Origin of the sequence: Frankia umida (assembly GCF_023242945.1) — a bacterium.
In the GTDB taxonomy this organism is placed as follows: Bacteria; Actinomycetota; Actinomycetes; order Frankiales; family Frankiaceae; genus Frankia; species Frankia umida.
This window is the reverse complement of the sequence record NZ_JALKFT010000002.1, coordinates 214,673-238,123: the sequence shown is the minus strand read 5'-3', so window position 1 is coordinate 238,123 and position 23,451 is coordinate 214,673. Positions and strand designations below refer to the sequence as shown.

Sequence of the window (23,451 nt, the reverse complement as noted above, 5' to 3'; positions counted from 1 at the left end):
GCCCCGTTCACAGCCCTCCCTCCGGCCTGACGCCGTTCACCGACGGCTGGCCGATGCTGGACGGTGGCAGCCCACTGGCCGCGATCCGCACCACCGCCCCGGCCGACGCCCCCAGCGACCGGCGCACATGCGAGCCGGCCGAATGGGTTGGCACCCAGACCACCCGATCCGCCATCGCGGTCACCGCGCACGCCAGTGTGATCGACCCGTGCCCGGTGGAGACCCGCACCGGCTCCCCGTCGCGCACCCCGATCTCGGCCGCCGTCGCCGCCGAGAGCCGCACCACCGAGGCACGCGCGGTGCCCGCCAGGTACGGCTCGCCGGCCAGCAGCACCCCGTCGTCGATGAGCTGATGCCAGCTGGCCAGCACCGCCTCACCCACGCCCGGCACCGCCGCTGGCGCGGCGGGTTCCGTCGGTGCCGGCACCCGCGCGATCTGGGAGCCGACCCGTCCGACGCTGCGCAGCTCGCGCGCCGCCGCACCGGTGTCCGGCAGGCGCAGGTCGATGCCCATCTCGGCGGCCAGCAGGTGCAGCACGCGGACATCGGGCAGCGCCGTGGTCGACAGCGCCCGCTGGAACGGCCGCAGCCGTCCCTCCCAGTCGACGAACGACCCGGCCTTCTCCGCCACCGGCGCGACCGGCAGCACCACGTCCGCGATCTCGACGATCGACGAACGCCGAACCTCCAACGACACGCAGAACGGCACCCGGGCCAGCGCCGCCAGCGCCGCCCCCGGGTCCGGCAGATCCTCGGCGTCGACCCCGGCGACCAGCACCGCGTCCAGCCTGCCGCCGACGGCCGCCGCGAGAATCCCGCTGGTGTCCAGTCCCGGCGCTCCCAGCAGCCGCGTCCCCCACACCGCCTCGACCTCGGCCCGCGCGGCGGGGTCGGCCACCGGCCGTCCACCCGGCAGCAGCGAGGGCAACAATCCCGCCGACACAGCACCCCGCTCGCCCGCCCGCCGCGGCACCCAGGCGAGCGCCGCACCGCTGGCGTCGGCCAACCGCAGTGCCGCGGACAGCAGCCCCGGGATCTGCGCCGCCCGCTCACCGACGAGGATGACCGCGCCGGAGGCCCGCACCGCCCGCGCCGTGGCGGCCAGCGGATCGGTCTCCAAGCCTCCCGCCCCCACCGCCGCGAGCGCGTCGAGGATGGCCGGCTCGGCCCCGGGTTCGGCGCTCACCCATGTCGCGTGCAGTTTCGCGAGCCCCCGGCTCACCAGCGGCGCGAGCGCGTGCACCGCCGTGGCCGACTTGTCCGCGGCCTTGCGCAGCCGCAGGAAGACGATCGGGGACTCCTCCTCCGGTTCGAACGCCACCAGCAGCACCGTGGGTGCCGCCTCCAGATCGGCGTAGGTCACCCCGATCCCGGTGCCGGCGACCGCGTGGCCGAGGAACTGCTCCTCCTCGGCCGAATGCGGCCGTGCCCGGAAGTCGACGTCGTTGGTGTTCAGCGCGACCCGGGCGAACTTCGCGTAGGCGTAGGCGTCCTCGCGGGTCAGCCGTCCACCGGCCAGCACCCCGACGCCGTGGCGGCCCCGGCACTCGGCCAGTCCCCGCGCCGCGTACTCCAGGGCCTCGCTCCAGGTCGCCTCGACCAGCTGCCCGGACTCGTCATCGCGGATCAGCGGGGTGGTCAGCCGGTCGGCTCCGCGGGCGTAGGTGAACGCGAAGCGGCCCTTGTCGCAGTTCCACTCCTCGTTGACCGCCGGGTCGTCGCCGGCCAGCCGCCGGGTGACCCTGCCGCGCCGATGGTCGGTACGCAGGCTGCACCCGGACGCGCAGTGCTCGCAGGCCGTCGGGGTGGAGACCAGGTCGAACGGGCGGGCCCGGAACCGGTAGGCGGCGCTGGTCAGCGCGCCCACCGGGCAGATCTGCACGGTGTTGCCGGAGAAGTAGGACGAGAACGGCTCCCCGTCGCTGATCGCGACCTGCTCGTCGGCGCCCCGCTCGAACAGTTCGATGAACGGGTCCCCGGCGATCTGCGCGGAGAACCGGGTGCACCGCGCGCACAGCACGCAGCGTTCCCGGTCGAGCAGGATCTCGGTGGAGATCGCCAGCGGCTTCGGGTAGGCCCGCTTGGTCTCCCTGAACCGCGAGGACGCGCCACCGTTGGCCATCGACTGGTTCTGCAGCGGGCACTCGCCGCCCTTGTCACAGATCGGGCAGTCCAGCGGATGGTTGAGCAGCAGGAACTCGATCGTGCCGGCCTGGGCCTTCTTCGCCACCGGCGAGGTCAGCTGGGTACGGACCACCATGTCGGCGGCGACCGTCGTGGTGCAGGCGGTCACCGGCTTGCGCTGCCCCTCCACCTCGACGATGCACTGCCGGCAGGCGCCGACCGGGTCGAGCAGCGGATGGTCACAGAACCGCGGAATCTCGATGCCGAGCAGTTCGGCCGCCCGGATGATCAGGGTGCCCCTGGGCACGCTGACCGGCTGCCCGTCGACGTTGAGCGAGACGAGATCTGCTGCCGGGGTCGTTGGCGCGACGGTCATGGTGTCAGTGCGCTCCCGCGTAGGCCCCGTCGGGGCTGCTGTCCGGTTTCGTGGTCACCGCGCTCACCGGGATGAACTCGTCCCGGAAGAACTTGATCCCCGACACGATCGGCGAGGTGGCCCCGTCGGCGAGAGCGCAGAACGCTCGGCCGAAGATGTTGTCGCAGGCGTCGACGAGGGTGTCCACGTCCTGCGCGTCGCCCCCGCCGGCCTCGATCCGCTTGAGGATCTTCACCATCCAGCTGGTGCCCTCGCGGCACGGCGTGCACTTGCCGCACGACTCGTGCGCGTAGAACTCGGTGAGCCGGCGCACCACCTTGAGCATGTCCGTCGTCTCATCCATGATCATCAGTGCGGCGGTGCCGAGCAGCGAGCCGGCCTCCTGCATGCCCTCGAAGTCCAGCGGCGCGTCGAGGTGGTCGGCGGTGAGCATCGGCGTGGACGAGCCACCCGGCGTCCAGGCCTTCAGCCGGCGCCCCCCACGCACCCCACCGGCGAGCTCCAGCAGCTCCCGCAGCGTGGTGCCCATCGGCGCCTCGTACTGGCCCGGCCGGGTCACGTGCCCGGACAGACTGTAGATCTTCGGTCCGGGCGACTTCTCCCGGCCCATCGATCTGAACCAGTCCGCGCCGTGGTTGACGATGAACGGCACACTGGCGATCGTCTCGACGTTGTTCACCACGGTCGGCGACGCATACAGCCCGTGGGTGGCCGGAAACGGCGGTCGCAGCCGCGGCTGCCCACGCCGTCCCTCCAGCGAGTCCAGCAGCGCCGTCTCCTCGCCGCAGATGTACGCCCCCGCCCCGGAGTGCACCACCAGGTCAAGATCGAACCCGCTGCCGAGGATGTCGCGCCCGAGGAACCCCGCCGCGTACGCCTCGGCCACGGCCGCCCGCATCCGCCGGGCCGCGTGCACCAGCTCACCGCGCAGGTAGACGTACGCCTGGTTGGCCCGCACCGCGTACGCGGCGATCACGATGCCCTCGATCAACGAGTGCGGATCGGCCTTCATCAGCGGCGCGTCCTTGCAGGTCCCCGGCTCGCCCTCATCGGCGTTGATGACCAGGTAGTGCGGCTTGCCGTCGCCCTGTGGGATGAAGCCCCACTTCATCCCGGTGGGGAAACCCGCGCCGCCGCGCCCGCGCAGCCCGGAGTCCTTCACCAGCTTGATCAGGCTGTCCGGGTCGCCGGCCAGCGCCGTGCGCAGCGCGACGTACCCGTCCAGGCGGCGGTAGGTGTCGATCGTCCACGACTCCGGCGTGTTCCAACGCCGGGTGAGAACCGGAGTGACGGGCATCCTCAGCTCCCCTTCGCCTCGGCGCCCGCCGGCGCCTGCTCGGCAGTCCACCCAGCGGCCTCGGCCAGCAGCAGGCCAGCCACCGACGGCTGCCCGACCCCCGGCCCGGCGACCCCCTCGGGTCGCGGGTCGGCGAACCCGGCGAGCTGGCGGGAGACCTCCGCGAACGAGCACAGCGGCCCGCCCCGCGTCGGCGCCGGCCGCTGCCCCGCGCGCAGACCCTCGACGATGGCCTGCGCGCTGTCCGCGTCGACCTGGTCGTAGAACTCGTAGTTCACCGTCAGCACCGGCGCGTAGTCGCAGGCCGCGAGGCACTCGGCGTGTTCGAGCGTGATCTGGCCATCCGGCGTCGTCTCGTCATGCCCGATCCCGAGCTGCTCCCTGATCCGGTCGTAGACCTCGTCCCCGCCCAGCAGCGCACAGGACAGGTTCGTGCAGACCGAGACGAGGTACTCGCCGACCGGATGGCGCTTGTACATGGTGTAGAAGGTCGCGACCGCGCCGACCTCGGCGGCGGTGAGGCCAAGCTGCTCGGCGCAGAACGCGACACCCTCGGTGGTCACACAGTTCTGCTCGGCCTGCACCAGGTGCAGCAGTGGCAGCAGCGCCGAACGCGACCGGCCGGCCGGATAACGGGCGATGATCTCCGCCGCCGCGGTGTGGGTTTCCGGTGAGAACGTCATCAGCGGTCCACTCCCCCGAGCACCGGGTCGACCGAGGCCACCCCGACGATCACGTCCGCCACCTGGCCGCCCTCGGTCAGCGCCGGCACGGCCTGCAGGTTGACGAAACTTGGATCGCGCACATGCACGCGGAACGGCCTGGTCCCGCCGTCGGACACCACGTGGTAGCCAAGCTCGCCGCGGGGCGACTCGACCTGGGTGTACACCTGCCCCGCCGGCACCCGGAACCCCTCGGTGACCAGCTTGAAGTGGTGGATGAGCGCCTCCATCGAGGTGCCCATGATCTTTCGGATGTGCTCGAGGGAGTTACCCATCCCGTCCGAGCCGATCGCCAGCTGCGCCGGCCAGGCGATCTTCTTGTCGGCGACCATGACCGGCCCCGGCCGCAGCCGGTCCAGACACTGCTCGACGATCTTCAGTGACTCGCCCATCTCGTTGAGTCGCACCAGGTACCGGGCGAACGAGTCGCCGTCGAGCTCGGTCGGCACGTCGAACTCATAGGTCTCATAGCCGCAGTACGGCATCGTCTTGCGCAGGTCCCAGGGCAGCCCCGCCGCCCGCAGCACCGGGCCGGTGACCCCGAGCGCGATGCATCCGGCGGCGTCGAGGATGTTGACGTCCACCATCCGGGCCTTCCAGATCGGCTGCCCGGTGAGCAGCCGGTGGTACTCCTCGATCCGCTTGGGCATCTCCAGAAGGAACTCGCGGATCGCCCGATCGGCCCCGTCCGGCAGGTCCTGCGCGAGGCCACCGGGCCGGACGAACGCGTGGTTCATCCGCAGCCCGGTGATCAGCTCGAGCAGGTCGAGCACCTTCTCCCGCTCCCGGAAGCCGAAGATCATCGCGGTGGTGGCGCCGAGTTCCATGCCGCCGGTCGCCAGCCACACCAGGTGGGACGCGATCCGCTGCAGCTCCATCACCAGCACCCGGATCACCGTGGCCCGTTCGGGGATCTGCTCGGTGATGCCCAGCAGCCGCTCCACCGACAGGCAGTACGCGGTCTCGTTGTACAACGGCGACAGGTAGTCGGCCCTGGTCAGGAAGGTGACCGCCTGCGTCCAGGTCCGGTACTCGCAGCTCTTCTCGATCCCGGTGTGCAGGTAGCCGATGACCAGTCGGGTCTCGGTGACCGTCTCGCCCTCGATCTCCAACACGAGTCGCAGCACCCCATGGGTGGACGGATGCTGCGGCCCCATGTTGACGACGATGCGCTCGGCCTCCTGCTCGCCGTGCCCGAGCACATCCTCCCAGTCACCGCCGGTGACCGTATAGACCCGCCCGCTCCCGGACTCGGCATAGCCAGCCTCATAGGGCTGGGACGTCGTCGTCATCGCGCACCTCGGATCACGAGTAGCTCCGGCGCTCGTCCGGTGGGGGGATCGTGGCGCCCTTGTAGTCGACCGGGATGCCGCCCAGCGGGTAGTCCTTGCGCTGCGGATGCCCGATCCAGTCGTCGGGCATCATGATCCTGGTCAGGCCGGGATGCCCGGTGTAGACGATGCCGAACAGGTCGTAGGCCTCCCGCTCGTGCCAGTCCGCGGTCGGCCACACCGATGTCAGGCTCGGCAGCGTCGGGTCGTCGTCCCCGACGCTGACCTCGACCCGCAGCTGGCGGCGATGGGTCATGGACGTCAGCTGCACCACCGAGTGCAGCCGCCGTCCGGTGAGATCGGCCGGGTAGTCCACCCCGGACAACGACGACAGCAGCTCGAAGCGCAGCCCCGGATCGTCACGCAGGGTCTGCGCCAGCGCCAGCAGCGCCTCGCGCCGCACATACAGCGTCAGTTCCCCGCGATCGACCACGGCCCGCTCGACTGCCTCGCCGAGCTGCGGAAAGACCCGCTCAAGGGTGTCGTAGACGGTGTTCGCGTCGGCGTCGACGAAGGGCCGCTCGCTGCTGGTGAGTACCGGAACCGGCGCCACCAGCCCCCCGAACCCGGAGGTGTCGCCCGTCCCACCGGCACCGAAGGCGTCCTGGGGCAGGCCCGGCCCGCGCGCCTGCCCGCCGGCCTCGACCAGTTCGCCGGCCTCGACCAGTTCGCCGGCCGCGACCAGTTCGCCGGCCGCGTCCTGCGGCGTACCGTTCTCGCCGCTCATGAGCGCGACTCGGCAGGGCCGGACTCGTCGCTGGGCGCCGGGTCGATCGGCGCCCGCTTGTCCCGACCGAACACCGAGGTCGGCGTGACCGCCGCGGGCCGCCGAGCGTCGAAGTCCGCGTCGACCCCACCCCGGCCGGTGGTCGCCGGCGCACCGGCAGGAATCTCGAACCGCTTGCGGTCGTTGACCGACAGCGTGCGCGTGTCGAGCGCCCCCGCCGGCAGCCCCGCCCGCGCGGTGGCCACGTCGATCGGCTTCGGGTATGGCGAGTCACCCGGCTCGGTCCAGGCGGTCTGCCCGCTGACCGGCCCGGCGAGGATCTTCTCGTGCAGCTTGAGGATCGCGTCCATCAGCATCTCCGGCCGCGGCGGGCAGCCCGGCAGGTACATGTCGACCGGAACGATGTGGTCGACGCCCTGCACGATCGCGTAGTTGTTGAACATGCCGCCGCTGGACGCGCACACGCCCATCGACAGCACCCACTTCGGGTTCGGCATCTGGTCGTAGATCTGGCGCAGCACCGGCGCCATCTTCTGGCTGACCCGGCCGGCGACGATCATCAGGTCGGCCTGCCGGGGACTGGCCCGGAACACCTCCATGCCGAACCGGGACAGGTCGTAACGGCCGGCTCCGGTCGACATCATCTCGATCGCGCAGCAGGCCAGACCGAACGTCGCCGGCCACAGCGAGGAGCGGCGGGACCAGTTCGCGAGCTTCTCGACGCTCGTCAGCAGAATGCCGCTCGGCAGTTTCTCCTCTAGTCCCATTCCAGACCTCCCCGGCGCCATTCGTACGCATACGCGACGAAGATCGTCGCCATGAACAGCGCCATCGCACCGAGCCCGAACACCGCGAGACTGTCGAACGCGACCGCCCACGGGAACAGGAAGATGATCTCGATGTCAAAGACGATGAAGAGCATCGCGGTGTTGTAGTACTTCACCGGGAACCGCTGCGGGCCGGCCGGCGCCGGGGAGGGTTCGATGCCACACTCGTAGGCGTCGATCTTCGCCCGGTTGAACCTACGCGGGCCGGTCAGCGCACCGGCCGCAACGGAACCGACCGCGAACAGCGTCGCGATCGCCATCAGTACGAGGATCGGCACGTAGTTCGAAAGCATGCCGAACTCCTCCCCTTCAGAAGAGTGTTACCGGATGTTTTCTGGGGTCCAGCTTCCGGGCACGGCTCACCGCGCGCTCTCGCCGCGAGTGCTCTCGCCGCAGGCGCTGTCGGCTCCGGCGGCGCCCGCCGCACGGCCCCCCCGCTGGCCTCCCCGCCGGCACAACACGTCGATCCAGCCCACCTGGGACACGGCCGGACCGACCCGGGTAACACGTCAGGCCGCGGGGGCGAGGCGGGTCATCGCATTGATCAGTCGGTCCATCGCATCCCCTCCCCGAGGGTCGGTCAGATTTGCCATGATCTTCAGCAGGAACCGCATGAGCAGCGGCCGCGGCAGACCGTACTTCGCCCCGAACGCCATCACCGTGGGATTCCCGATAAGCTGCACAAAGTAACGCCCAAGGGTATAGTAACCCCCATATCGGGCGCGCATCAGTTCCGGATAGTGCGACAGCGCGCGTTCCCGCGCCGGCCCCTGCGCCCGAGCCAGTGCCTGGACTGCGACCTCCGCCGCATACCGGCCCGATTCCAGTGCATAGGCGATGCCCTCGCCGTTGAACGGATTAACCATGCCGCCGGAATCGCCGACCAGCAGGACACCATCCCGGTAGTGGGGGGTACGACTGAAACCCATCGGCAGCGCACTGCCGCGCACCGGCCCGGTCGCGTTCTCCTCGACGAAGCCCCATTCTGGCGGCAGCGCCGCCAGCCAGCGGCGCAACAGATCCTGGTAGTTCGTGTTCTGGAACGCGCTGGTCGTGTTGAGCAGACCCAGCCCCACGTTGCTGGTACCGTCACCCACCCCGAAGATCCACCCGTAGCCGGGCAGCAGCCGACTCTCCCGCGGCCGCCCCTCCCACAACTCCAGGTGTGACTCGAGATGGTCGTCGTGCGTGCGGGTGCTGCGGTAGTAACGGCGCACCGCGACCCCGAGCGGCCGATCCTCCCGCCGCCGGATGCCCATCGCCAGGGCGATCCGCGCGCTGTTGCCGTCCGCCGCGACGACCAGTGGCGCCCGGTAGGTCACCGGCTCGCGGTCCGGACCGGTACGCGCCCGGACCCCGACCACGCGGCCGCTGCGCTCGTCGACCACCGGCGCGGTGACGGACGTGCTCTGCGACAGCCGCGCCCCCGCCTTCTCGGCATGCCGGGCGAGCAGTTCGTCGAAGTCGAGCCGGGGCCGCACCAGACCGTAGCCAGGCCAGTTGGCCAGTTCCGGCCAGGGAAGTTCGAGCCGGACGTTGCCCCCGACGATGCGCAGCCCCCGGTTGCGCGCCCACCCCGCGGACTCGGACGTGTCGATGCCCATCTCGATGAGGCTGCGCACGGCGCGCGGCGTCAGCCCGTCACCGCAGACCTTCTCCCGCGGGAAGGCGGTCTTCTCCAGCAGCAGGACATCCAGCCCCGTACTGGCGAGGTGATAGGCGGCCGACGAACCGCCGGGCCCGGCTCCCACCACGATGACATCGGCGTCGGCCGTCCCACTGCCGCCGCTGCCGCTGCCATCGGTGCCTGCCGTTGCCTTCGCCACCAGCACTCCGGATCTCTACCGAGGGATCGCTACCGATCGCTACCGAGGATGGTCCGTTCGGGCCGCTCGTGAAATTCTTCACGAGCACCCCCGGCGAGTGTAGGCCCTACGCAGGCCAATCGCACCAACCAGGACGCGGAGATGGCTGGACGAGTCGAATTCGAACACCGGGAGACCACTCCCAGCAACAACGATCACCCGTCGGCAACTTTCACGTCCCAAGCCATCCGTACCAGCCTGGTACAATCCCCGACTCAGCCGGCGTGCCCCCGGTGCAGCGCGACAACCCCGCCGGTGAGGTTGCGCCATCCCACCCGCGTCCACCCGGCGTCCCGCAGCAGGTCGGCCAGATCGGCCTGCGCCGGCCAGGCCCGGATCGACTCCGCCAGGTAGACGTAGGAGTCAGGGCTACTGCTCACCGCCCGAGCCACTCGCGGCAGCGCCCGCATCAGGTACTCCAGGTAGACCGTTCGCCACGGCCGCCACACCGGCCGGGAGAACTCGCAGACCACGAGGACACCCTCCGGTCTGGTCACCCGCCGCAACTCCGCCAGGCACCGCCGGGTGTCAGCCACGTTGCGCAGCCCGAAGGAGATCGTCACCCGATCGAACACCGCATCCGGAAACGGCAGCGCCAGCCCGTCGCCCGCGGACAGCACCAGCCGCCCCGCCGACAGCTCCAGCGGCCGCTGGCCCAGCCGTCGCTGCCCCTCCCGCAACATGCCCAGCGAGAAGTCACAGGCCACGACATCGGCCCCCGCCTCGGCGAAGGCCCGCGAGGACGTCGCCGTACCCGCCGCGAGATCCAGCACCCGTAGCCCCGGACGCAGCTCCAACGCTGCTGCCGCCGCACTCCGCCAGACCCGGTCCAGACCACCACTGAGGACGGCGTTGGTCAGGTCATAGCGTCCGGCGACCCCGTCGAACATCGCCGCGACCTCCCGCGGCGCCTTGTCCAGCCCCGCCCGGCTCACAGCGCCACCGCCCCGATCCGCGCGAGCGCCGCCGGCGCCGCCACCCGCGCGGCCCGCTCGACCGCGTCCCAGTCGGTCGCCTCGCCGAGCTTGCGCAGCCCCACCCGGACCGGCTCCTCGCACAGCGCCCCCGCGACCCCCGCCGCGTACAGCTCCCGGGCCGGCACACCCAACCCGGCGGCCACCGCGTACTCGGTCTCCAGATCGGTGCCGAACATCGCCGGATCGTCGGTGCCCAGCGAGCACGCCACCCCCGCGGCCCGCAGCTCGGCCAGTGGATGCTCCTCCAACGTCGTCACCGACCGCGTCCGCAGATTCGACACCGGACACACGTCCAGCACGATCCCCTCGTCAGCGAGGCGCCGCACGAGCGCCGGATCCTCGATCGCCCGCACCCCGTGCCGGATCCGCCGGGCCCCCAACATGTCCAACGCCCCCCGCACCGACTCGACCCCCACCGTCTCTCCCGCGTGTGGGACCGCCGCCAGCCCCGCCTCGCGTGCCCGCGCGAAGACCGGTGCGAACGGCTCCGGCGGATGCCCTGCCTCCGGCCCGCCGAGCCCGAGCCCGACGATGAGCCGCTCGGGATCCCTGCGCGCGAACCGCGCCGACCAGTCCGCCACCTCCATCGCCGCGTCCACCGGCAGGACCCGGTCGATGTCCGGTGTCAACCGCACCTGGACGCCGTACCGTGCCTCGGCCTCGAGCGCACCGTCCAGATAGCCGTGAAAGATCTCCTCGACCCGCACCCCGCGGTGCACCCGGTACCAGGGCGAGAAGATGCCCTCCACGTACACGGCACCGGCCGCCGCCGCCTGCGCGGCGTAGTCCACCACCACCTGGCGGAAGTCGGCCTCGGTGCGCATGACGTTCGTCGTCATCACCCAGACCTGGATGAAATGACTGAAGTCGCGAAACCGGTAGAGCTCCGTGAGTTCCGCCTCCGTGCGCACCGGCAACGCCTCGTTGTTGCGCCGGGCCATCGCCAGCAGGGTCGCCGGCCGTACCGTCCCCTCAAGATGGACGTGTAGTTCGATCTTCGGCCCGGTAACCGTGGGGGCCACCGTCACGTGGTGCTGACCAGCGGCAGCGCCGTCGAGGAGAAGTGCGAGGCGACGCGGTCATCGACCGGGTCGAGCGTCGGGTCACGATGCACGACCAGATGCCGGTAGAGCGTGTCCCGCTGCGCCGGGATGCGCCCGGCCGTGCGGATCAGCGAGATCAGCTCGGACCGGTTTGTCCGATGCCGCGCCCCCGCCGCTGACACGACGTTCTCCTCCAGCATCACCGACCCGAGATCATCCGCCCCCATGTGCAGGGTGAGCTGCCCGACCTCCTTGCCGGTGGTCAGCCACGAACCCTGCAGGTGGGCGATGTTGTCGAAGAACAGCCGCGCGACGGCGACCAGCCGCAGGTACTCCAGTGTCGTGGCCTGGGTCCGCCCGCCCAGGTGGTTGTTCTCCGGCTGGTACGTCCACGGGATGAACGAACGGAACCCCCCGGTGCGATCCTGCACCTCACGGATCATCCGCAGGTGCTCGATCCGCTCGGCGTTCGTCTCCCCCGTACCCATCATGAACGTCACCGTCGACTCGACGCCGAGCCTGTGCGCCGTCTCCATCACCGACAGCCACACGTGCCCCGGCTCCTTCAGCGGTGCGATCGCCCGCCGAGGACGCTCGGTGAGAATCTCCGCCCCCGCGCCGGCGAAACTGTCCAGCCCCGCGTCCCGCAGCCGGACGATGGCCTGCTCCACCGTGATGCCCGAGGTCCGGGAGATGTGCATGACCTCGCTGGCACCCAACGAGTGCAGCGTGAGCTGCGGATACGCAGCCTTGATCGCCGAGAACGTCTGCTCGTACCACTCGATGCCGAACTCGGGATGGTGCCCGCCCTGCAGCATGATCTGGGTCGCGCCCAGCTCGACTGCCTCACCACACTTGGTGACGAGATCGTCGACGTCGCGGACCCAGCCCTCCTCGTGCTTCGGCGCGCGGAAGAACGCGCAGAACCGGCAGGCCGTCACGCAGACGTTCGTGTAGTTGATGTTCCGGTCAATGATGTACGTCGCGATCCCATCGGGATACCGCCGTCGCCGTACCGTGTCCGCCGCGCCACCCAGCGCATGCAGGGGTGCGCGTGTGTAGATCAGCAGCGCCTCCTCGGGTGAGATGCGCCCACCCTCGGCCGCCCGCTCCAGGATTTCGCGGATCTCGCGGGCCTCACCCCCCGCGCCGCCGTCGCCCCGACCCACCGGAATCTCGCCGTCGACATCCACAACACTCACTCCAGGATCGTACGACCTGCCCTCCCACCAACGGGCCGAGTCGCCCCGCCAGCTACCTCACCCACCACACGACCCAGCACCGCCCAGCCCCGCCCGGCGCTGCCCAGCACCGCCGGTGGTTCCGCGGAACCACCACCACCGCCACCTGCCCGTCCCAGCCCACCAGCACGAGAGTCAGTGCCATGTTGGCGCGCCGACACCGGTCCCGATCCGACCGCCGGACTGTTCCGCGGAACCGCGGACGCCCACCAGGGCCGGGACCGGCGCCGCCAAGGCCTCGAGGCGGTTCCGCGGAACCAGGGTCGAACTGTTCGATCTGACGTTCGAAAATCTTCGCTCACATGGTCGAAAAATCCCGCGCCGCGTGAGACACTGGATCTGTCAGCAACCACCCGATCCTCACCCCTGAACCGGTGATGACCATGACGGACAGCCCCAGCCCTGCGCTCGATCCCGAGCAGGCCCCTCTTGATGACGTCGCCCAAGCCCTACGTCGCTGGTCCGTGCGCCTCGCTAAGGCCAGCCACATCTGGTTGACCGCCATCGCCGCCTTCGACCGTCGTGAGGGCTGGAACGACCTCGGTGTCCGGTCCTGCGCCCACTGGCTCGCCCTCCATTGCGGCCTGGATCTACGCACTGCTCGCGAGCACCTCGCCACGGCCCATGCCCTGTCCCGGCTTCCGTCCTTGAGGGCCGCATCCGCCGCCGGTCTGCTGTCCTACTCCAAGCTGCGCGCGGTCACCCGCGTTGCCACTCCCGACAGCGAGGCCGACTGGCTGGACCGCGCCCTCAGGAACACCGCCAGCCGCCTCGAGCGTCTCGTCTCCCGCCGCAGCCAGCAGGCCGCCGACCCCGCGAAGCTGCGCGCTGCCCGCGCCCTCTCCTTCAGCCACAGCCCCGACGGCACCATCCGCCTGACTGCCACGCTCGCCCCCGACGACGCCGCCATCCTCATCGCCGCCATCGACGCCGCTCACGCGAGCCTCGAGGCGAACAGCGGCTCCGAGCCCGTCGGCCCGCCCGCCGACGGCGACTTCGCCCAGGCCCCACGCGGACGCGCCCAGGATGCCGATGCCCTCATCGCGCTCGCCGAGGCGTTTCTTCACCACAACGCCCCGGCCCTCCAGGACTCCCCGCACGCCCTCACCGTCCATCTCACTGCCCCCGACGTCGGCGACGAGCCCGCGCAGGAAGAGTCCCGTCCGCCGAGCTCCGATGACGAGCAGGAGAGGCAGGAGAGGGGGGTCGACGAAGACGAAGACGAGAACGAGGGCGAGGTGGAGGAGCCGGTCCGCCCGCCCAGCCTCTTTCCCCCGGGCATCGCCGCTGTCCTGGGTTGGGGCATCGGGCTACCGCCCGCCATGGTCAGCCGCCTCGCCTGCGACAGCATGATCCGCGCCCTGGTCAGCGACCCCCAGCGCAATCCCCTGCATCTCGGTCGCCGCCGCCGCCATCCCACACGCCGTGTGCGTGACGCCGTCTACGCCCGAGATCAGGGAATCTGTCAGTTCCCGGGCTGTGACCACACTCGGTGGCTCCAGATACATCACTGCCACGAGTGGCACGCGGACAGGGGCGAAACGAACGTCGAGCTGCTCCTGCTCATCTGCGGCGCTCACCACCGCGCCATCCACGACCAGAGCCTCACGGCTCATCGGGATCACGACGGAACGGTCACTGTCCGCGCCCCCGATGGACAATGTCTGCGGAGCAGCCCCCGGAACGTGCCGAGCCCCAGCGTCGTCAATCTCGACGATCCGGTTCTCTGCGATGAAGACGGCCATGGGCTCACCGTCTGAACAGGCGAAAGGCGGGCACACGCGATGTGGCGCATGCCCGCCTCGCCGATGGAGAGAGACCGGCTGTAGATCAGTGGCCGGGGTTCGAGCCCGGGCCGTCTCGTCCGGTGCCGGGGGCGACATCCGTCTCGTAGCCGCTGGTCGGCATAGCGGGCGGATTCGGGCTGGGGCTGGGGCTGCCGTGGGAGTGGGCGCGGTTGGTGACCTTCGCCTGCATGTCCTTGATCTTCTGCCGGTTCTCGGGCTTGGTCGCTGCGGCCTTGGCCTTGTCCACCATCTCTCGGGTCTTCGGGCTGTGCAGAAGTTCGTTGATCTTCGTTGTAATGCTCGCCATGGTGTCGGTGTACCTGCCCGACGGCAGGTTTACGCCTGTCGGGGGTGGGCCTCGAAGTCAGCGGCACTAACCGGACGAGGAACCGGTGAAGGGGTCCTTCGCCTGGTTCCACCAGCTGTCCAGGTGATCGTTGACGCTGTCGCTGATCGAGGTGGTCGCCTTGTCCCAGAATCGGGTGCGCTGCTCGTCGAGCATCGAGGCGATCTGATCGATGGCGGAGAGGAGCAGGAGAACGAACAGGATGAACAAGATCGTTCGCTTGAAAGGGATCCGAAGCCTCAGCCGACGCCGTGGGCGAGGCTCCCGCTGGGCCGGAGGCGAGTACGGCTGGGCCGGCGGGTAGGGCTGGGCGGGCCTGGCCGGATGGGGAGCCGGCGCCGGGGCGGGGCGGGGCTGAACGGGGCGGGGTGGAACGGGGCGGGGCGGAGGCTGCTGGTCCTCGTATTCGACGAATCCGCGGCGGCGGCGGTTGGGCGCGGCGAAGTCGTCCGCGGCCCTGGGCCGGGGTTTGGCCGGTTCAGCGGGGGCGGCGGGGGCGGCGGGGGCGGCTGCGGGGTCCTCCCACCAGTTGCGCTGCTCGCTGGTGCGGGCGATCCGGGTCGGCTCCGGGCTGCGGTCCGCGACGGCGCCGCGGCCCTGCGGCCAGGTGCCGTTGAGGGCGGCGGAGGCGGCGGAGGCGGCGGAGGCGGCGGCTCGGGCATCGCCGTCCGCAGGGAGGCCGTTGCCGAGCAGCGTGAACAGCAATCGCTCGCTGGACGGACGGTCCCGGGGGTCGCGGGCCAGGGCGGCGGCCACGACGGGAGCGAGATCGGCGGGGATGCGGCGCAGGTCGGGGCGACCGTGCAGGATCTTCTCGGCCATCTGCTGGTACGTGCCGTCGCCGTAGGGATGGCCGCCGACCGCGGCGTAGCCGATGACCAGGCCCCAGGCGAAGACATCCACGGCGGGGCCGAGCGGCAGGCCGCCGTCCATCTGCTCGGGGGCCATCCAGCCGATCGAGCCGAGGACGAAGCCGGTCTGGGTGCGGCCCTGGGAGGCGTCCAGCGCTCGGGCGATGCCGAAGTCGATGACTCGGGGGCCGGAGTAGGAGAGCATGACGTTGCTCGGCTTGAGGTCTCGATGGACGATGCCGACCCGGTGGATCGCCGTCAGTGCGCTGGCCACGCCGATCGCCACGCCCTGCAGCGTCGACAGCGGCAGCGGGCCGGAGTCCTCGATCTCCTCGTCCAGGCGGACGCCGTCGATGTACTCGGTGACCAGGTAGGGGCTGCGCGCGTCCGGGTCGGCGTCGAGGACCTGGGCGGTGCAGAACGGTGCGACGCGGCGGGCCGCGGCGACCTCGTCGCGGAAGCGGGCGCGGAACTCCGGGTCCGCGGCCAGGCTCGAACGGATGACCTTCAGGGCGACGTGGGCGCCGCTGGGAGAGCGGGCGAGATAGACGGTGCCCATTCCGCCCTCGCCGAGGCGGCGCACGATCCGGTAGGCGCCGATAACGGTCGGATCGCCGGGGCCGAGCAGGTCGCCCCTGGTCACGCCCGCGGACCGGCGCAGGTCCGTCGATCGATCCACCCTTCCACGCTAGCCCCCTCGGGCCGCCACGCGGCGGCATCTGTCCATCATCCGACCGGTGGGGCCTGTCCGGCAGGTCCGGCAGGATGGGGCTGTCCCGGCCGTACCGGAGCCAATCCCATCCGATGGAGGACTGCGATGCCCGTGGCAACAGCTGATCATGCCGAGCGGATCGACGTGGACATGCTGGACGTGGACATGCTGATCGTCGGGGCGGGGCCGGTGGGGCTGTTCGGGGCGTACTACGCGGGGTTTCGCGGGATGTCCGTGGCGGTGATGGACGCGCTGCCCACGGTCGGCGGGCAGATCACCGCGATGTACCCGGAGAAGGTGATCTACGATGTGGCCGGGTTCCCCGCGGTGCGTGGGCGGGAACTGATCGACGCGCTCGTCGCGCAGGCCGCCCCGTACCAGCCGGAGTATCTGCTCGGCCGGCAGGCGATGGAGCTCGCGTCCGATCCGGAGGCTCAGGCTGTGGTGGTGACCGACGCCTCGGGTGGGCGGGTGCGAGCGCGGGCTGTCGTGGTGACCGGGGGGATCGGGGCGTTCGCGCCGAAGCCGCTGCCCGGGATGGCCGGGCGTCTGGGGCGGGGGTTGTCGTACTTCGTGCCGCGGCCGCAGGAGCACGCCGGGCGCGATGTGGTGGTGGCCGGTGGCAGTGACAGCGCGGTGGACTGGGCGCTGGCGCTCGCGCCGGTGGCGCGATCGGTGACGTTGGTGCACAAACGCGAGCAGTTGCGGGCGCATCCGGCGGCGCTCGCCCGGCTCGAGGCGTCCGAGGTGCAGGTGCGCACACTCACCGACATCACCGCCGTACACGGGGACGACTGGATCGCGCAGGTGGAGCTGGTCGATACCCGCGACGGCAGCCGGCAGACCCGGCCGGCGCAGGCGATCATCGCGGCGCTCGGGTTCGCCACTGATCTCGGGCCGCTGACCCGCTGGGGGCTGACCGTGCAGCGGCGACGCATCATCGTCGGTCCGGCGATGGTCACCGGGGTGGAGCGGGTGTTCGCCGCCGGGGATGTCGTGGACTATCCGGGCAAGGTACGTCTCATCGCCACCGGGTTCGGCGAGGTCGCGACCGCCGTCAACAACGCAGCGCCGATCATCGACCCGAACGCGAAGGTCTTCCCAGGCCACAGCTCCGACGACGGCGCACACTAGGGGCATGCGGGGACTTCTGGTGATCGGACACGGCTCCCGACGGTGGGAGGCGAACGCCACTGTCCGTGAGCTTGCCCGCCAACTGGCGGACGACCAGCGCTGGGAGGCGGCCGTGGCGGCGTTCCTGGAGGTGAGCCACCCCGATATCGCCGAGGGCTATGGCGTGCTCGCCGCGGGCGGCTGCACCGAGATCATCGCCTACCCGTTCTTCCTGTTCGACGGGAACCACACCCATCGTGACATTCCCGCGGCGTTGGAGGCGGCCCGCGAGAGCCATCCGGCGACCCGCTGGGTGCTGTCCGAACCGCTGGGTCTGCACGCCTGCGTCATCGAGGCCGTCCGGGCGCGACTCGCCGACACCCTGGTGCGCACGGCTAGTTCAGGGGATCGCGACTCGCGGTGACGAAGTCGGCGACGGCGGCGGCGAGCGGATGGACACCGGGTTCGGCGGGGACGATGTCGACGCGGATTCCGGCGGCCTCACAGGCCTGCGCGCTGCGGCGGCCCATCGCGGCGACCAGCAGGTCGGGGGGTAGCGGGCCGTAGAGCTCGGCGGTGCCGCGCACCGCGGTCGAGGAGGCGAAGGCGGCCACGTCGAAGTCGCCGTGGCGCAGTTCCTCGGCGATACGGGGATCGGGTTCGGCGGCCACGTCGGTGAGCAGGGTCAGCCGCCGCACAGACCAGGCGTGCTCGGCCGGGCCCAGGTCCGGTTCGGCGCCGGCCACGGCCAGCACGGTGGGCGGGCCCAGGGGGCGGGGCTCGGCGTTCAGCTGGGCGCGCAGGTGCGTACGGGGGACGCTGGCCAGGCCCAGGGAGTCGAGGGCCTCGCGGGCGGATGGGCCGGCGGCGACGAGGGTCCGGCCGGCGAGGGCGCGGACGTCGGTGCCGGCGGAGCGCAGCAGGCTGACCAGGGCGGCGACCTCGTCGGGGTCGGCGAGCAGGATCGCGTTCACGCCGTCGAGGGCTGTGAGCAGGGCCGCGGCGGCGTCGTCGCCACCGGCGGGGGCGGGACGGGCGACGACGGTCTCCACCGCGTCCGCGCCGAGTGCGCGCAGGCGGCGGGCCAGCAGGCCGGGGCGGGCACGGGTGCGGGCGACGAGAACCCGAACGCCGACGAGCGGGCGGGACGCGACGGCGGGACGGGCGCCAGCGGCGGGGGCGGTGGGAACGGCGGCATCGTTGCGGGCGGCTACCTCGCCGATGACGATGACGGCGGGTGAGCGGACGCCGGCGGCGATCGCGTCGACGGCGAGGCCGTCCAGGGTGGTGCGGAGCACGCGCTGGGCGGCGGTGCCGCCGCGTTCGATCACGGCGACGGGGGTGGCTTCGGGGCGTCCGCCGTCGAGCAGGGCCTCGGTGATCGCGATCAGGCGGGCCACGCCCATCAGAATGACGAGGGTCGCGCGGGACGCGGCGAGGCCGGGCCAGTCCACGGTGGAGTCGGGATGGCCGGGGGCGAGGTGGCCGGAGATGATCGCGATCTCCTGGGCGACGTCACGATGAGTGACGGGGATGCCGGCCAGGGCGGGAACGGCCAGGGCAGAGGTGACGCCGGGCACCACGGTGCAGCGCACGCCGGCGGCGGCGCAGGCCTCGGCCTCCTCGCCACCGCGGCCGAGCACGTACGGGTCGCCGCCCTTGAGGCGCACGACCCGCGCGCCGGCCCGCGCCCGCTCCACGAGCAGCGCGTTGATCCGCTCCTGGGACCAGGACGGCGCGGTGGCACTCTTGCCGACGTGGATGATCTGGGCCGAGGGGGCACATTCCGGGGAGGCACCGTCCGGGGGGGCACCGTCCAGGGGGGCACCGTCCAGGACCGCCAGGGCCAGGCGGTCGACGACGATGACGTCGGCGGTGGCGAGCAGGTCGCGACCGCGGACCGTCAGGAGTCCGGGGTCGCCGGGGCCCGCTCCGACCAGCCAGACTTCACCCGCTGCGTGTCCGTCCATCACGGCAGGCAGGTTATCTCTAGTGGATGCCGCACTCGGTCTTGGTGCTACCGACCCAGCGTCCGGCCCGGCCGGCGCCACGCTGCGTGCAGGGGGCGCAGCCGACCGAGTCGTAGCCGTCGGACAGCAGCGGGTTCACGATCACGTTGTGCTCGGCGACGTAGCGGTCGACGTCGGCCTCGGTCCAGGCGGCCAGCGGGTGGATCTTCACCTTGCCGCGCCGGGCGTCCCAGTCGACGACCCGCAGGTTCGCCCGGGACGCGGATTCGGCTCGCCGGGAGCCGGCGGCCCAGGCGCGGTAGGGGGCCAGCGCCCGGTCGAGCGGGATGACCTTGCGCATCCGGCAGCACAGGTCGGGGTCGGTGCGAAACAGGTCCCGGCCGTGCACGGCGTCCTGGCCGACGACGGTGAGCTGCGGGCGGGCGCTGATCAGCGGGACGTCGTAGGTCGCGGCGACGGCGTCCCGGGTGCCGATCGTCTCGGCGAAGTGGTAGCCGGTGTCGACGAAGACGACCGGAATGTCCGAGCGTATCCGGGCGAGCATGTCCACGAGGACCGCCTCCGCCATGGACGCCGCGACCACCAGCTTGGGGCCGAACTCCTCGACGGCCCAGCCGAGGATCTCCTGCGCCGGGGCGCCTTCGAGCTCGTCACCGGCGCGCAGGGCCCGGGTCTTCAACGCGGCGTCCATCTACGGTCGTCTCCTTCGTGGTGTCCGCTCGTGCCGTGCTGTCTGCTACCAGGCTGTCTGCTACCAGGCTGTCTGCTACCAGGCTGTCTGCTACCAGGGCTGTCAGGCTGAGGCGGAAGGCGCGTTGGCATGATCGACATGCCCAGTGGCCGTGCTCCGGCTCGGGGACGAGGGTCTCCTCGCCGCAGTACGGGCAGTAGAACGGGACGGCCCGAGCGCTGCCGGCCATCAGCTCCCGCCACCGGTCAGCGCGGACTCGTCGGCGCGTTGGGCCCAGTCGGCGAAGCTCTCGCTGTCGTCACGTTCGGCCTGGTAGGTGCTGAGCAGACCGGTGACGTAGTCGAGCAGGCCGTCCGCGGTGACCTTCAGGCCGCGGGACTTGCGCCCGAGCCGCGAGTGGGTGCCCAGATGCCCGCCGAGGTGCACCTGGAAGCCCTCGACCATCTCGCCGGTGCTGTCCGGGACGAGTGAGCCCTTCAGGCCGATGTCGGCGACCTGGAAGCGTGCGCAGGCATTCGGGCAGCCGTTGATGTGGATGCCGATCGGCTCGTCGAAGCCGGGCAGGCGCCGCTCGAGTTCGGTGATCAGGTCGCGGGCGTTGGCCTTGGTCTCGACGATGGCCAGCTTGCAGAACTCGATGCCGGTGCAGGCCATCGTGCCGCGGCGGAACACGCTGGGGTTCACCACGAGGTCGAGTTCCGCGAGGGCTGCCTCGAGCGGGTCGACCTGCGCGTCGGGGACGTCGAGGATGACCAGCTTCTGGGTGGTGGTCGCCCGGATGCGGCCCGCGCCGTGGCGGTCGGCGAGGTCGGCGACGGTGCGCAGGATCGTCCCGGTCAGACGACCGGCGCGCGGGGCGAAACCGACGGCGTTGCGTCCGTCGCGCTGGCGGTGCACACCGACGTGGTCTCGGCCCTCGTTGCGGGGCGGCGCCGGCGGCGGGCCGTCGGGCAGCGCGGCGGTGAGGTACTCCTTCTCCAGGGTGGCCCGCACCCATTCGGCGCCCATGTCGGCGACGAGGAACTTCAGCCGGGCCCGGGTCCGCAGCCTGCGGTAGCCGTAGTCACGGAACAGGCGGGCGACACCGTGCCACACCTCGGCGACCCGCTCCGGTGGGACGAACGTGCCCAGGCGCACGGCGAGCATCGGGTTCGTCGACAGTCCCCCGCCGACCCACAGGTCGTAGCCGGGGCCGAGTTCGGGATGCACGACCCCGACGAAGGAGATGTCGTTGATCTCGTGCATGGCGCAGTGGTCGGCGCAGCCGGAGATCGCCGTCTTGAACTTGCGGGGCAGGTTCGCCAGCGTCGGATCGCCGATGAAACGCTCGACGATCTCGTCGATGACGGTGGTGCCGTCGATGACCTCGTCCCCGTCGACACCGGCCAGCGGGCAGCCGAGGATGACGCGGGGGGTGTCGCCGCAGGACTCGGCGGTCGTCATCCCGGCACCTTCGAGCGCGCCCCAGATCGCGGGGACGTCCTCGATCCGAATCCAGTGCAGCTGGATGTTCTGCCGGTCGGTGACGTCGGCGACGTCGCGGCCGTAGCGGGTGGAGATGTTGGCGATGACGCGCAGCTGGTCGGCGCTCATCCGGCCTCCGTCGAGACGGATCCGCTGCATGAAGTAGGAGTCGTCGAGCTCCTCGGGTTCGAGCACCGCGGTGCGTCCGCCGGAGATCCCCGGCCGGCGCTGGGTGTAGAGCCCCCACCAGCGGAACCGGCCGCGCAGGTCCTGCGGGTCGATGCTGTCGAAGCCGGTCTTCGGGTAGACGTTGAGGATGCGCTCGCGCACCTCCAGGCCGCCCTGGTCCTTCTTCATCTGCTCGTTGGCGTTGAGCGGCTCGGTGTAGCCCAGCGCCCACTGGCCCGCGCCCTTGGGACGGGACGCAGGCGCGGCGGAACGGGCCGGACGGGCAGCAGAAGGCATGAATGATCTTTCGACGCGCGGGGATGCGCGGCACCGTCGACACGGCACCGCGCGGGGACGTCAGCGGGAGCGGCGACAGCCGGCGCTGGAAACCCGCAGCAGGTCAACGTGCAGACGGGCGACGAGCATCGGCTCGATCACCAGGCACGGGGCTGCGGGGGACGACACAACGCCGCGCCGGAATGCGATGGCGACCGAACGGCCAGCCCTACGCACAACCGGCGCCCCGAGGGTGAGGGCGCGCGCGACCACCCCGTCATGCTTCCACAGATGTGGAGCCGATGGGTGGGTTGTGAGGCCCCTGACGTCAGGTGGCCGCAGATTGACCCACCTAAGGGCGGGCAAAACGGGCGAAAACGCTACGACGGTGTTACTACGGCGCCGCGATCAGGCATCGAGACAGGACGACAAAACCTACTCTACCCCACCGGTAGGAAAAATGAACAACGCGCGTGATCCGGGACGGGCAGCCGTCAAGGCCGGGGGCTCAGACCGGGGGATGGAAGGCGTGGGACAGTCCGGCCTGCTGGGACAGCGGGCGACGGCTGTCGCCGCCGAAGCGATCGATGCGGCCCTTCACCAGCGCGATGAGGCGGGGCTGGCTCGCTCGCCCACCGGGCGCCGTGAGCATCTCGGCCAACGCCTGGGTGGCCGCGTCCGCACCGGCCGACTGATCGAGGTCAGCCCAGCTCTGCTCCGCGACATCGCTGGCGCTGGCGCTGGCGCTGCGGGCGGCGGCGTCGATCAGGTCGTTGACGGCGAGGGTCCAGGCCCGCAGACCCTCGTGGCCGGTGAGCTCGGTGAACACGGCCGCCTCCAGGCAGCAGGTGCTCGCGCCGGCGAGTTCGTCCACGTCCAGCAGGGAGATCGCCAGCAGGCCGGCGAGGTGACCGGCGAGCATGAACAGGCGGAACTGCTGGTGTGGAAGCAGTGGTGTACGCAGCAGGGTGTCGACCACGCTCTGGTGATCGAGCACGAGCGCGGTGACGTCCACCGGGTCAAGACCGTCGGCCCGGGCGATGAGGTCGGCGACAAGGCGGTCGAGGTAGTCCAGCTCGCCGTCACTGCGGCGATGGTCGAGCAGGTCGGACACGCGGCGGCGCGACTCGGCCTCCGGATCGGGACCGCGCCGAAGCCGCTCGGCCCGGGCCGCGACGGCGGCCTCCCGCAGGTCGATCAGCGCGCCGCCGGCCTCGAGCGCCGCATCCACCGCGGCCATCACCGGCCGGGCGGGGATGCCACGGCTGGGCTGCTCCAGCTGGGCGACGTACTGACGGCTGTAGCCGGTGCGCGCGGCGAGCTCGTCACGGGTCAGGCCACGCTCACAGCGTCGCCGACGTACCTCGCCGGGGAGCAGGTCCTCGGCGGTCGCCGTGCCGTGACGGCCTCGGCTCCGTTGCCGCATCTGCGCTGTCCTTCCGGCACGCCCGGCCGGGCCATCCGGCTGGATTCACTTATAGTGATCAGATTACTCCATGGAGCACCCTTGTAGGCTAGGGGCAGAAAGTCCCATACGCGAGAG

Annotated in this window: 21 protein-coding genes; 3 read left to right on the top strand and 18 right to left on the bottom strand. The window is 71.2% G+C overall.

The features are described from left to right. Positions 1 to 7: 7 nt before the first annotated feature. The 11 genes from MXD59_RS03220 to mqnC all read right to left on the bottom strand — a co-directional run bounded on the left by MXD59_RS03220 (position 8) and on the right by mqnC (position 12,491). Positions 8 to 2,500: an NADH-quinone oxidoreductase subunit G gene (locus MXD59_RS03220; RefSeq protein WP_248823377.1), complete on the bottom strand. Its 2,493-nt coding sequence runs from the start codon at positions 2,498 to 2,500 to the stop codon at positions 8 to 10. A gap of 4 nt (positions 2,501 to 2,504) precedes the next feature. Beyond that, positions 2,505 to 3,797, bottom strand: coding sequence for an NADH-quinone oxidoreductase subunit NuoF (nuoF, locus tag MXD59_RS03215; RefSeq protein ID WP_248823376.1), 1,293 nt, complete (start codon positions 3,795 to 3,797; stop codon positions 2,505 to 2,507). Positions 3,798 to 3,799: 2 nt separating this feature from the next. Further along, positions 3,800 to 4,480 carry an NADH-quinone oxidoreductase subunit NuoE gene (gene nuoE, locus MXD59_RS03210; RefSeq protein ID WP_248823375.1) on the bottom strand — a complete coding sequence of 227 codons (681 nt, stop codon included), beginning with the start codon at positions 4,478 to 4,480 and terminating at the stop codon, positions 3,800 to 3,802. After that, entirely contained in the window at positions 4,480 to 5,811 is a 1,332-nt protein-coding gene (locus tag MXD59_RS03205; RefSeq protein WP_248815360.1) for an NADH-quinone oxidoreductase subunit D, read from the bottom strand. Before MXD59_RS03205 ends, nuoE begins: the two co-directional genes overlap by 1 nt. Positions 5,812 to 5,824: 13 nt before the next feature. Then, positions 5,825 to 6,577, bottom strand: coding sequence for an NADH-quinone oxidoreductase subunit C (locus MXD59_RS03200; RefSeq protein WP_248823374.1), 753 nt, complete (start codon positions 6,575 to 6,577; stop codon positions 5,825 to 5,827). After that, positions 6,574 to 7,344: a NuoB/complex I 20 kDa subunit family protein gene (locus MXD59_RS27230; protein ID WP_372511886.1), complete on the bottom strand. Its 771-nt coding sequence runs from the start codon at positions 7,342 to 7,344 to the stop codon at positions 6,574 to 6,576. The genes MXD59_RS03200 and MXD59_RS27230 overlap by 4 nt, the downstream gene beginning before the upstream one ends. Continuing rightward, positions 7,335 to 7,697: an NADH-quinone oxidoreductase subunit A gene (locus tag MXD59_RS03190; protein WP_163548224.1), complete on the bottom strand. Its 363-nt coding sequence runs from the start codon at positions 7,695 to 7,697 to the stop codon at positions 7,335 to 7,337. Before MXD59_RS03190 ends, MXD59_RS27230 begins: the two co-directional genes overlap by 10 nt. Positions 7,698 to 7,913: 216 nt before the next feature. After that, positions 7,914 to 9,230 (bottom strand): geranylgeranyl reductase family protein, encoded by a 1,317-nt coding sequence (locus MXD59_RS03185; RefSeq protein WP_248823373.1) that lies wholly within the window; start codon positions 9,228 to 9,230, stop codon positions 7,914 to 7,916. 254 nt (positions 9,231 to 9,484) lie between these two features. Further along, complete coding sequence (locus tag MXD59_RS03180) at positions 9,485 to 10,204, bottom strand: demethylmenaquinone methyltransferase (protein WP_248823372.1); 720 nt, start codon at positions 10,202 to 10,204, stop codon at positions 9,485 to 9,487. After that, positions 10,201 to 11,268, bottom strand: coding sequence for an adenosine deaminase (gene add, locus MXD59_RS03175; protein WP_248823371.1), 1,068 nt, complete (start codon positions 11,266 to 11,268; stop codon positions 10,201 to 10,203). The genes MXD59_RS03180 and add overlap by 4 nt, the downstream gene beginning before the upstream one ends. Before the next feature lie 2 nt (positions 11,269 to 11,270). Beyond that, the gene (mqnC, locus tag MXD59_RS03170; protein WP_372511884.1) at positions 11,271 to 12,491 is read right to left on the bottom strand and encodes a cyclic dehypoxanthinyl futalosine synthase; all 1,221 of its coding nucleotides are present in this window, start codon (positions 12,489 to 12,491) and stop codon (positions 11,271 to 11,273) included. A 422-nt stretch (positions 12,492 to 12,913) separates the two neighbouring features. Here mqnC and MXD59_RS03165 point away from each other — a divergent pair, with 422 nt between their 5' ends. Beyond that, on the top strand, positions 12,914 to 14,290 hold the full coding sequence (locus tag MXD59_RS03165) for a DUF222 domain-containing protein (RefSeq protein WP_248823370.1): 1,377 nt from the start codon (positions 12,914 to 12,916) through the stop codon (positions 14,288 to 14,290). A 70-nt stretch (positions 14,291 to 14,360) separates the two neighbouring features. On the opposite strand, the gene MXD59_RS03160 is transcribed toward MXD59_RS03165, so the two are convergent. Together MXD59_RS03160 and MXD59_RS03155 are read right to left on the bottom strand one after the other, a co-directional pair. Continuing rightward, positions 14,361 to 14,624 carry a hypothetical protein gene (locus MXD59_RS03160; protein WP_163548219.1) on the bottom strand — a complete coding sequence of 88 codons (264 nt, stop codon included), beginning with the start codon at positions 14,622 to 14,624 and terminating at the stop codon, positions 14,361 to 14,363. A gap of 66 nt (positions 14,625 to 14,690) precedes the next feature. After that, positions 14,691 to 16,193: a serine/threonine-protein kinase gene (locus MXD59_RS03155; protein ID WP_308301634.1), complete on the bottom strand. Its 1,503-nt coding sequence runs from the start codon at positions 16,191 to 16,193 to the stop codon at positions 14,691 to 14,693. Between the two features lie 138 nt (positions 16,194 to 16,331). Here MXD59_RS03155 and MXD59_RS03150 point away from each other — a divergent pair, with 138 nt between their 5' ends. Continuing rightward, positions 16,332 to 17,360 carry an NAD(P)/FAD-dependent oxidoreductase gene (locus MXD59_RS03150; RefSeq protein ID WP_248823369.1) on the top strand — a complete coding sequence of 343 codons (1,029 nt, stop codon included), beginning with the start codon at positions 16,332 to 16,334 and terminating at the stop codon, positions 17,358 to 17,360. A 4-nt stretch (positions 17,361 to 17,364) separates the two neighbouring features. Continuing rightward, positions 17,365 to 17,763: a sirohydrochlorin chelatase gene (locus tag MXD59_RS03145; RefSeq protein ID WP_163550675.1), complete on the top strand. Its 399-nt coding sequence runs from the start codon at positions 17,365 to 17,367 to the stop codon at positions 17,761 to 17,763. Here MXD59_RS03145 and cobA read toward each other — a convergent pair. The 5 genes from cobA to MXD59_RS03125 all read right to left on the bottom strand — a co-directional run bounded on the left by cobA (position 17,735) and on the right by MXD59_RS03125 (position 23,334). After that, the gene (gene cobA, locus MXD59_RS03140) at positions 17,735 to 19,309 is read right to left on the bottom strand and encodes a uroporphyrinogen-III C-methyltransferase (protein ID WP_248823368.1); all 1,575 of its coding nucleotides are present in this window, start codon (positions 19,307 to 19,309) and stop codon (positions 17,735 to 17,737) included. The genes MXD59_RS03145 and cobA overlap by 29 nt on opposite strands. Before the next feature lie 19 nt (positions 19,310 to 19,328). Continuing rightward, positions 19,329 to 20,000, bottom strand: coding sequence for a phosphoadenylyl-sulfate reductase (locus MXD59_RS03135; RefSeq protein WP_163550282.1), 672 nt, complete (start codon positions 19,998 to 20,000; stop codon positions 19,329 to 19,331). Positions 20,001 to 20,228: 228 nt separating this feature from the next. Next, a complete protein-coding gene (locus MXD59_RS03130; RefSeq protein WP_248823367.1) occupies positions 20,229 to 21,929 on the bottom strand; it encodes a nitrite/sulfite reductase in 1,701 nt (566 codons plus the stop codon). A gap of 60 nt (positions 21,930 to 21,989) precedes the next feature. Beyond that, positions 21,990 to 22,070: a putative leader peptide gene (locus tag MXD59_RS27225; protein WP_368861893.1), complete on the bottom strand. Its 81-nt coding sequence runs from the start codon at positions 22,068 to 22,070 to the stop codon at positions 21,990 to 21,992. A gap of 346 nt (positions 22,071 to 22,416) precedes the next feature. Next, a complete protein-coding gene (locus MXD59_RS03125; protein ID WP_248823366.1) occupies positions 22,417 to 23,334 on the bottom strand; it encodes a helix-turn-helix domain-containing protein in 918 nt (305 codons plus the stop codon). Between the last annotated feature and the right edge of the window lie 117 nt (positions 23,335 to 23,451).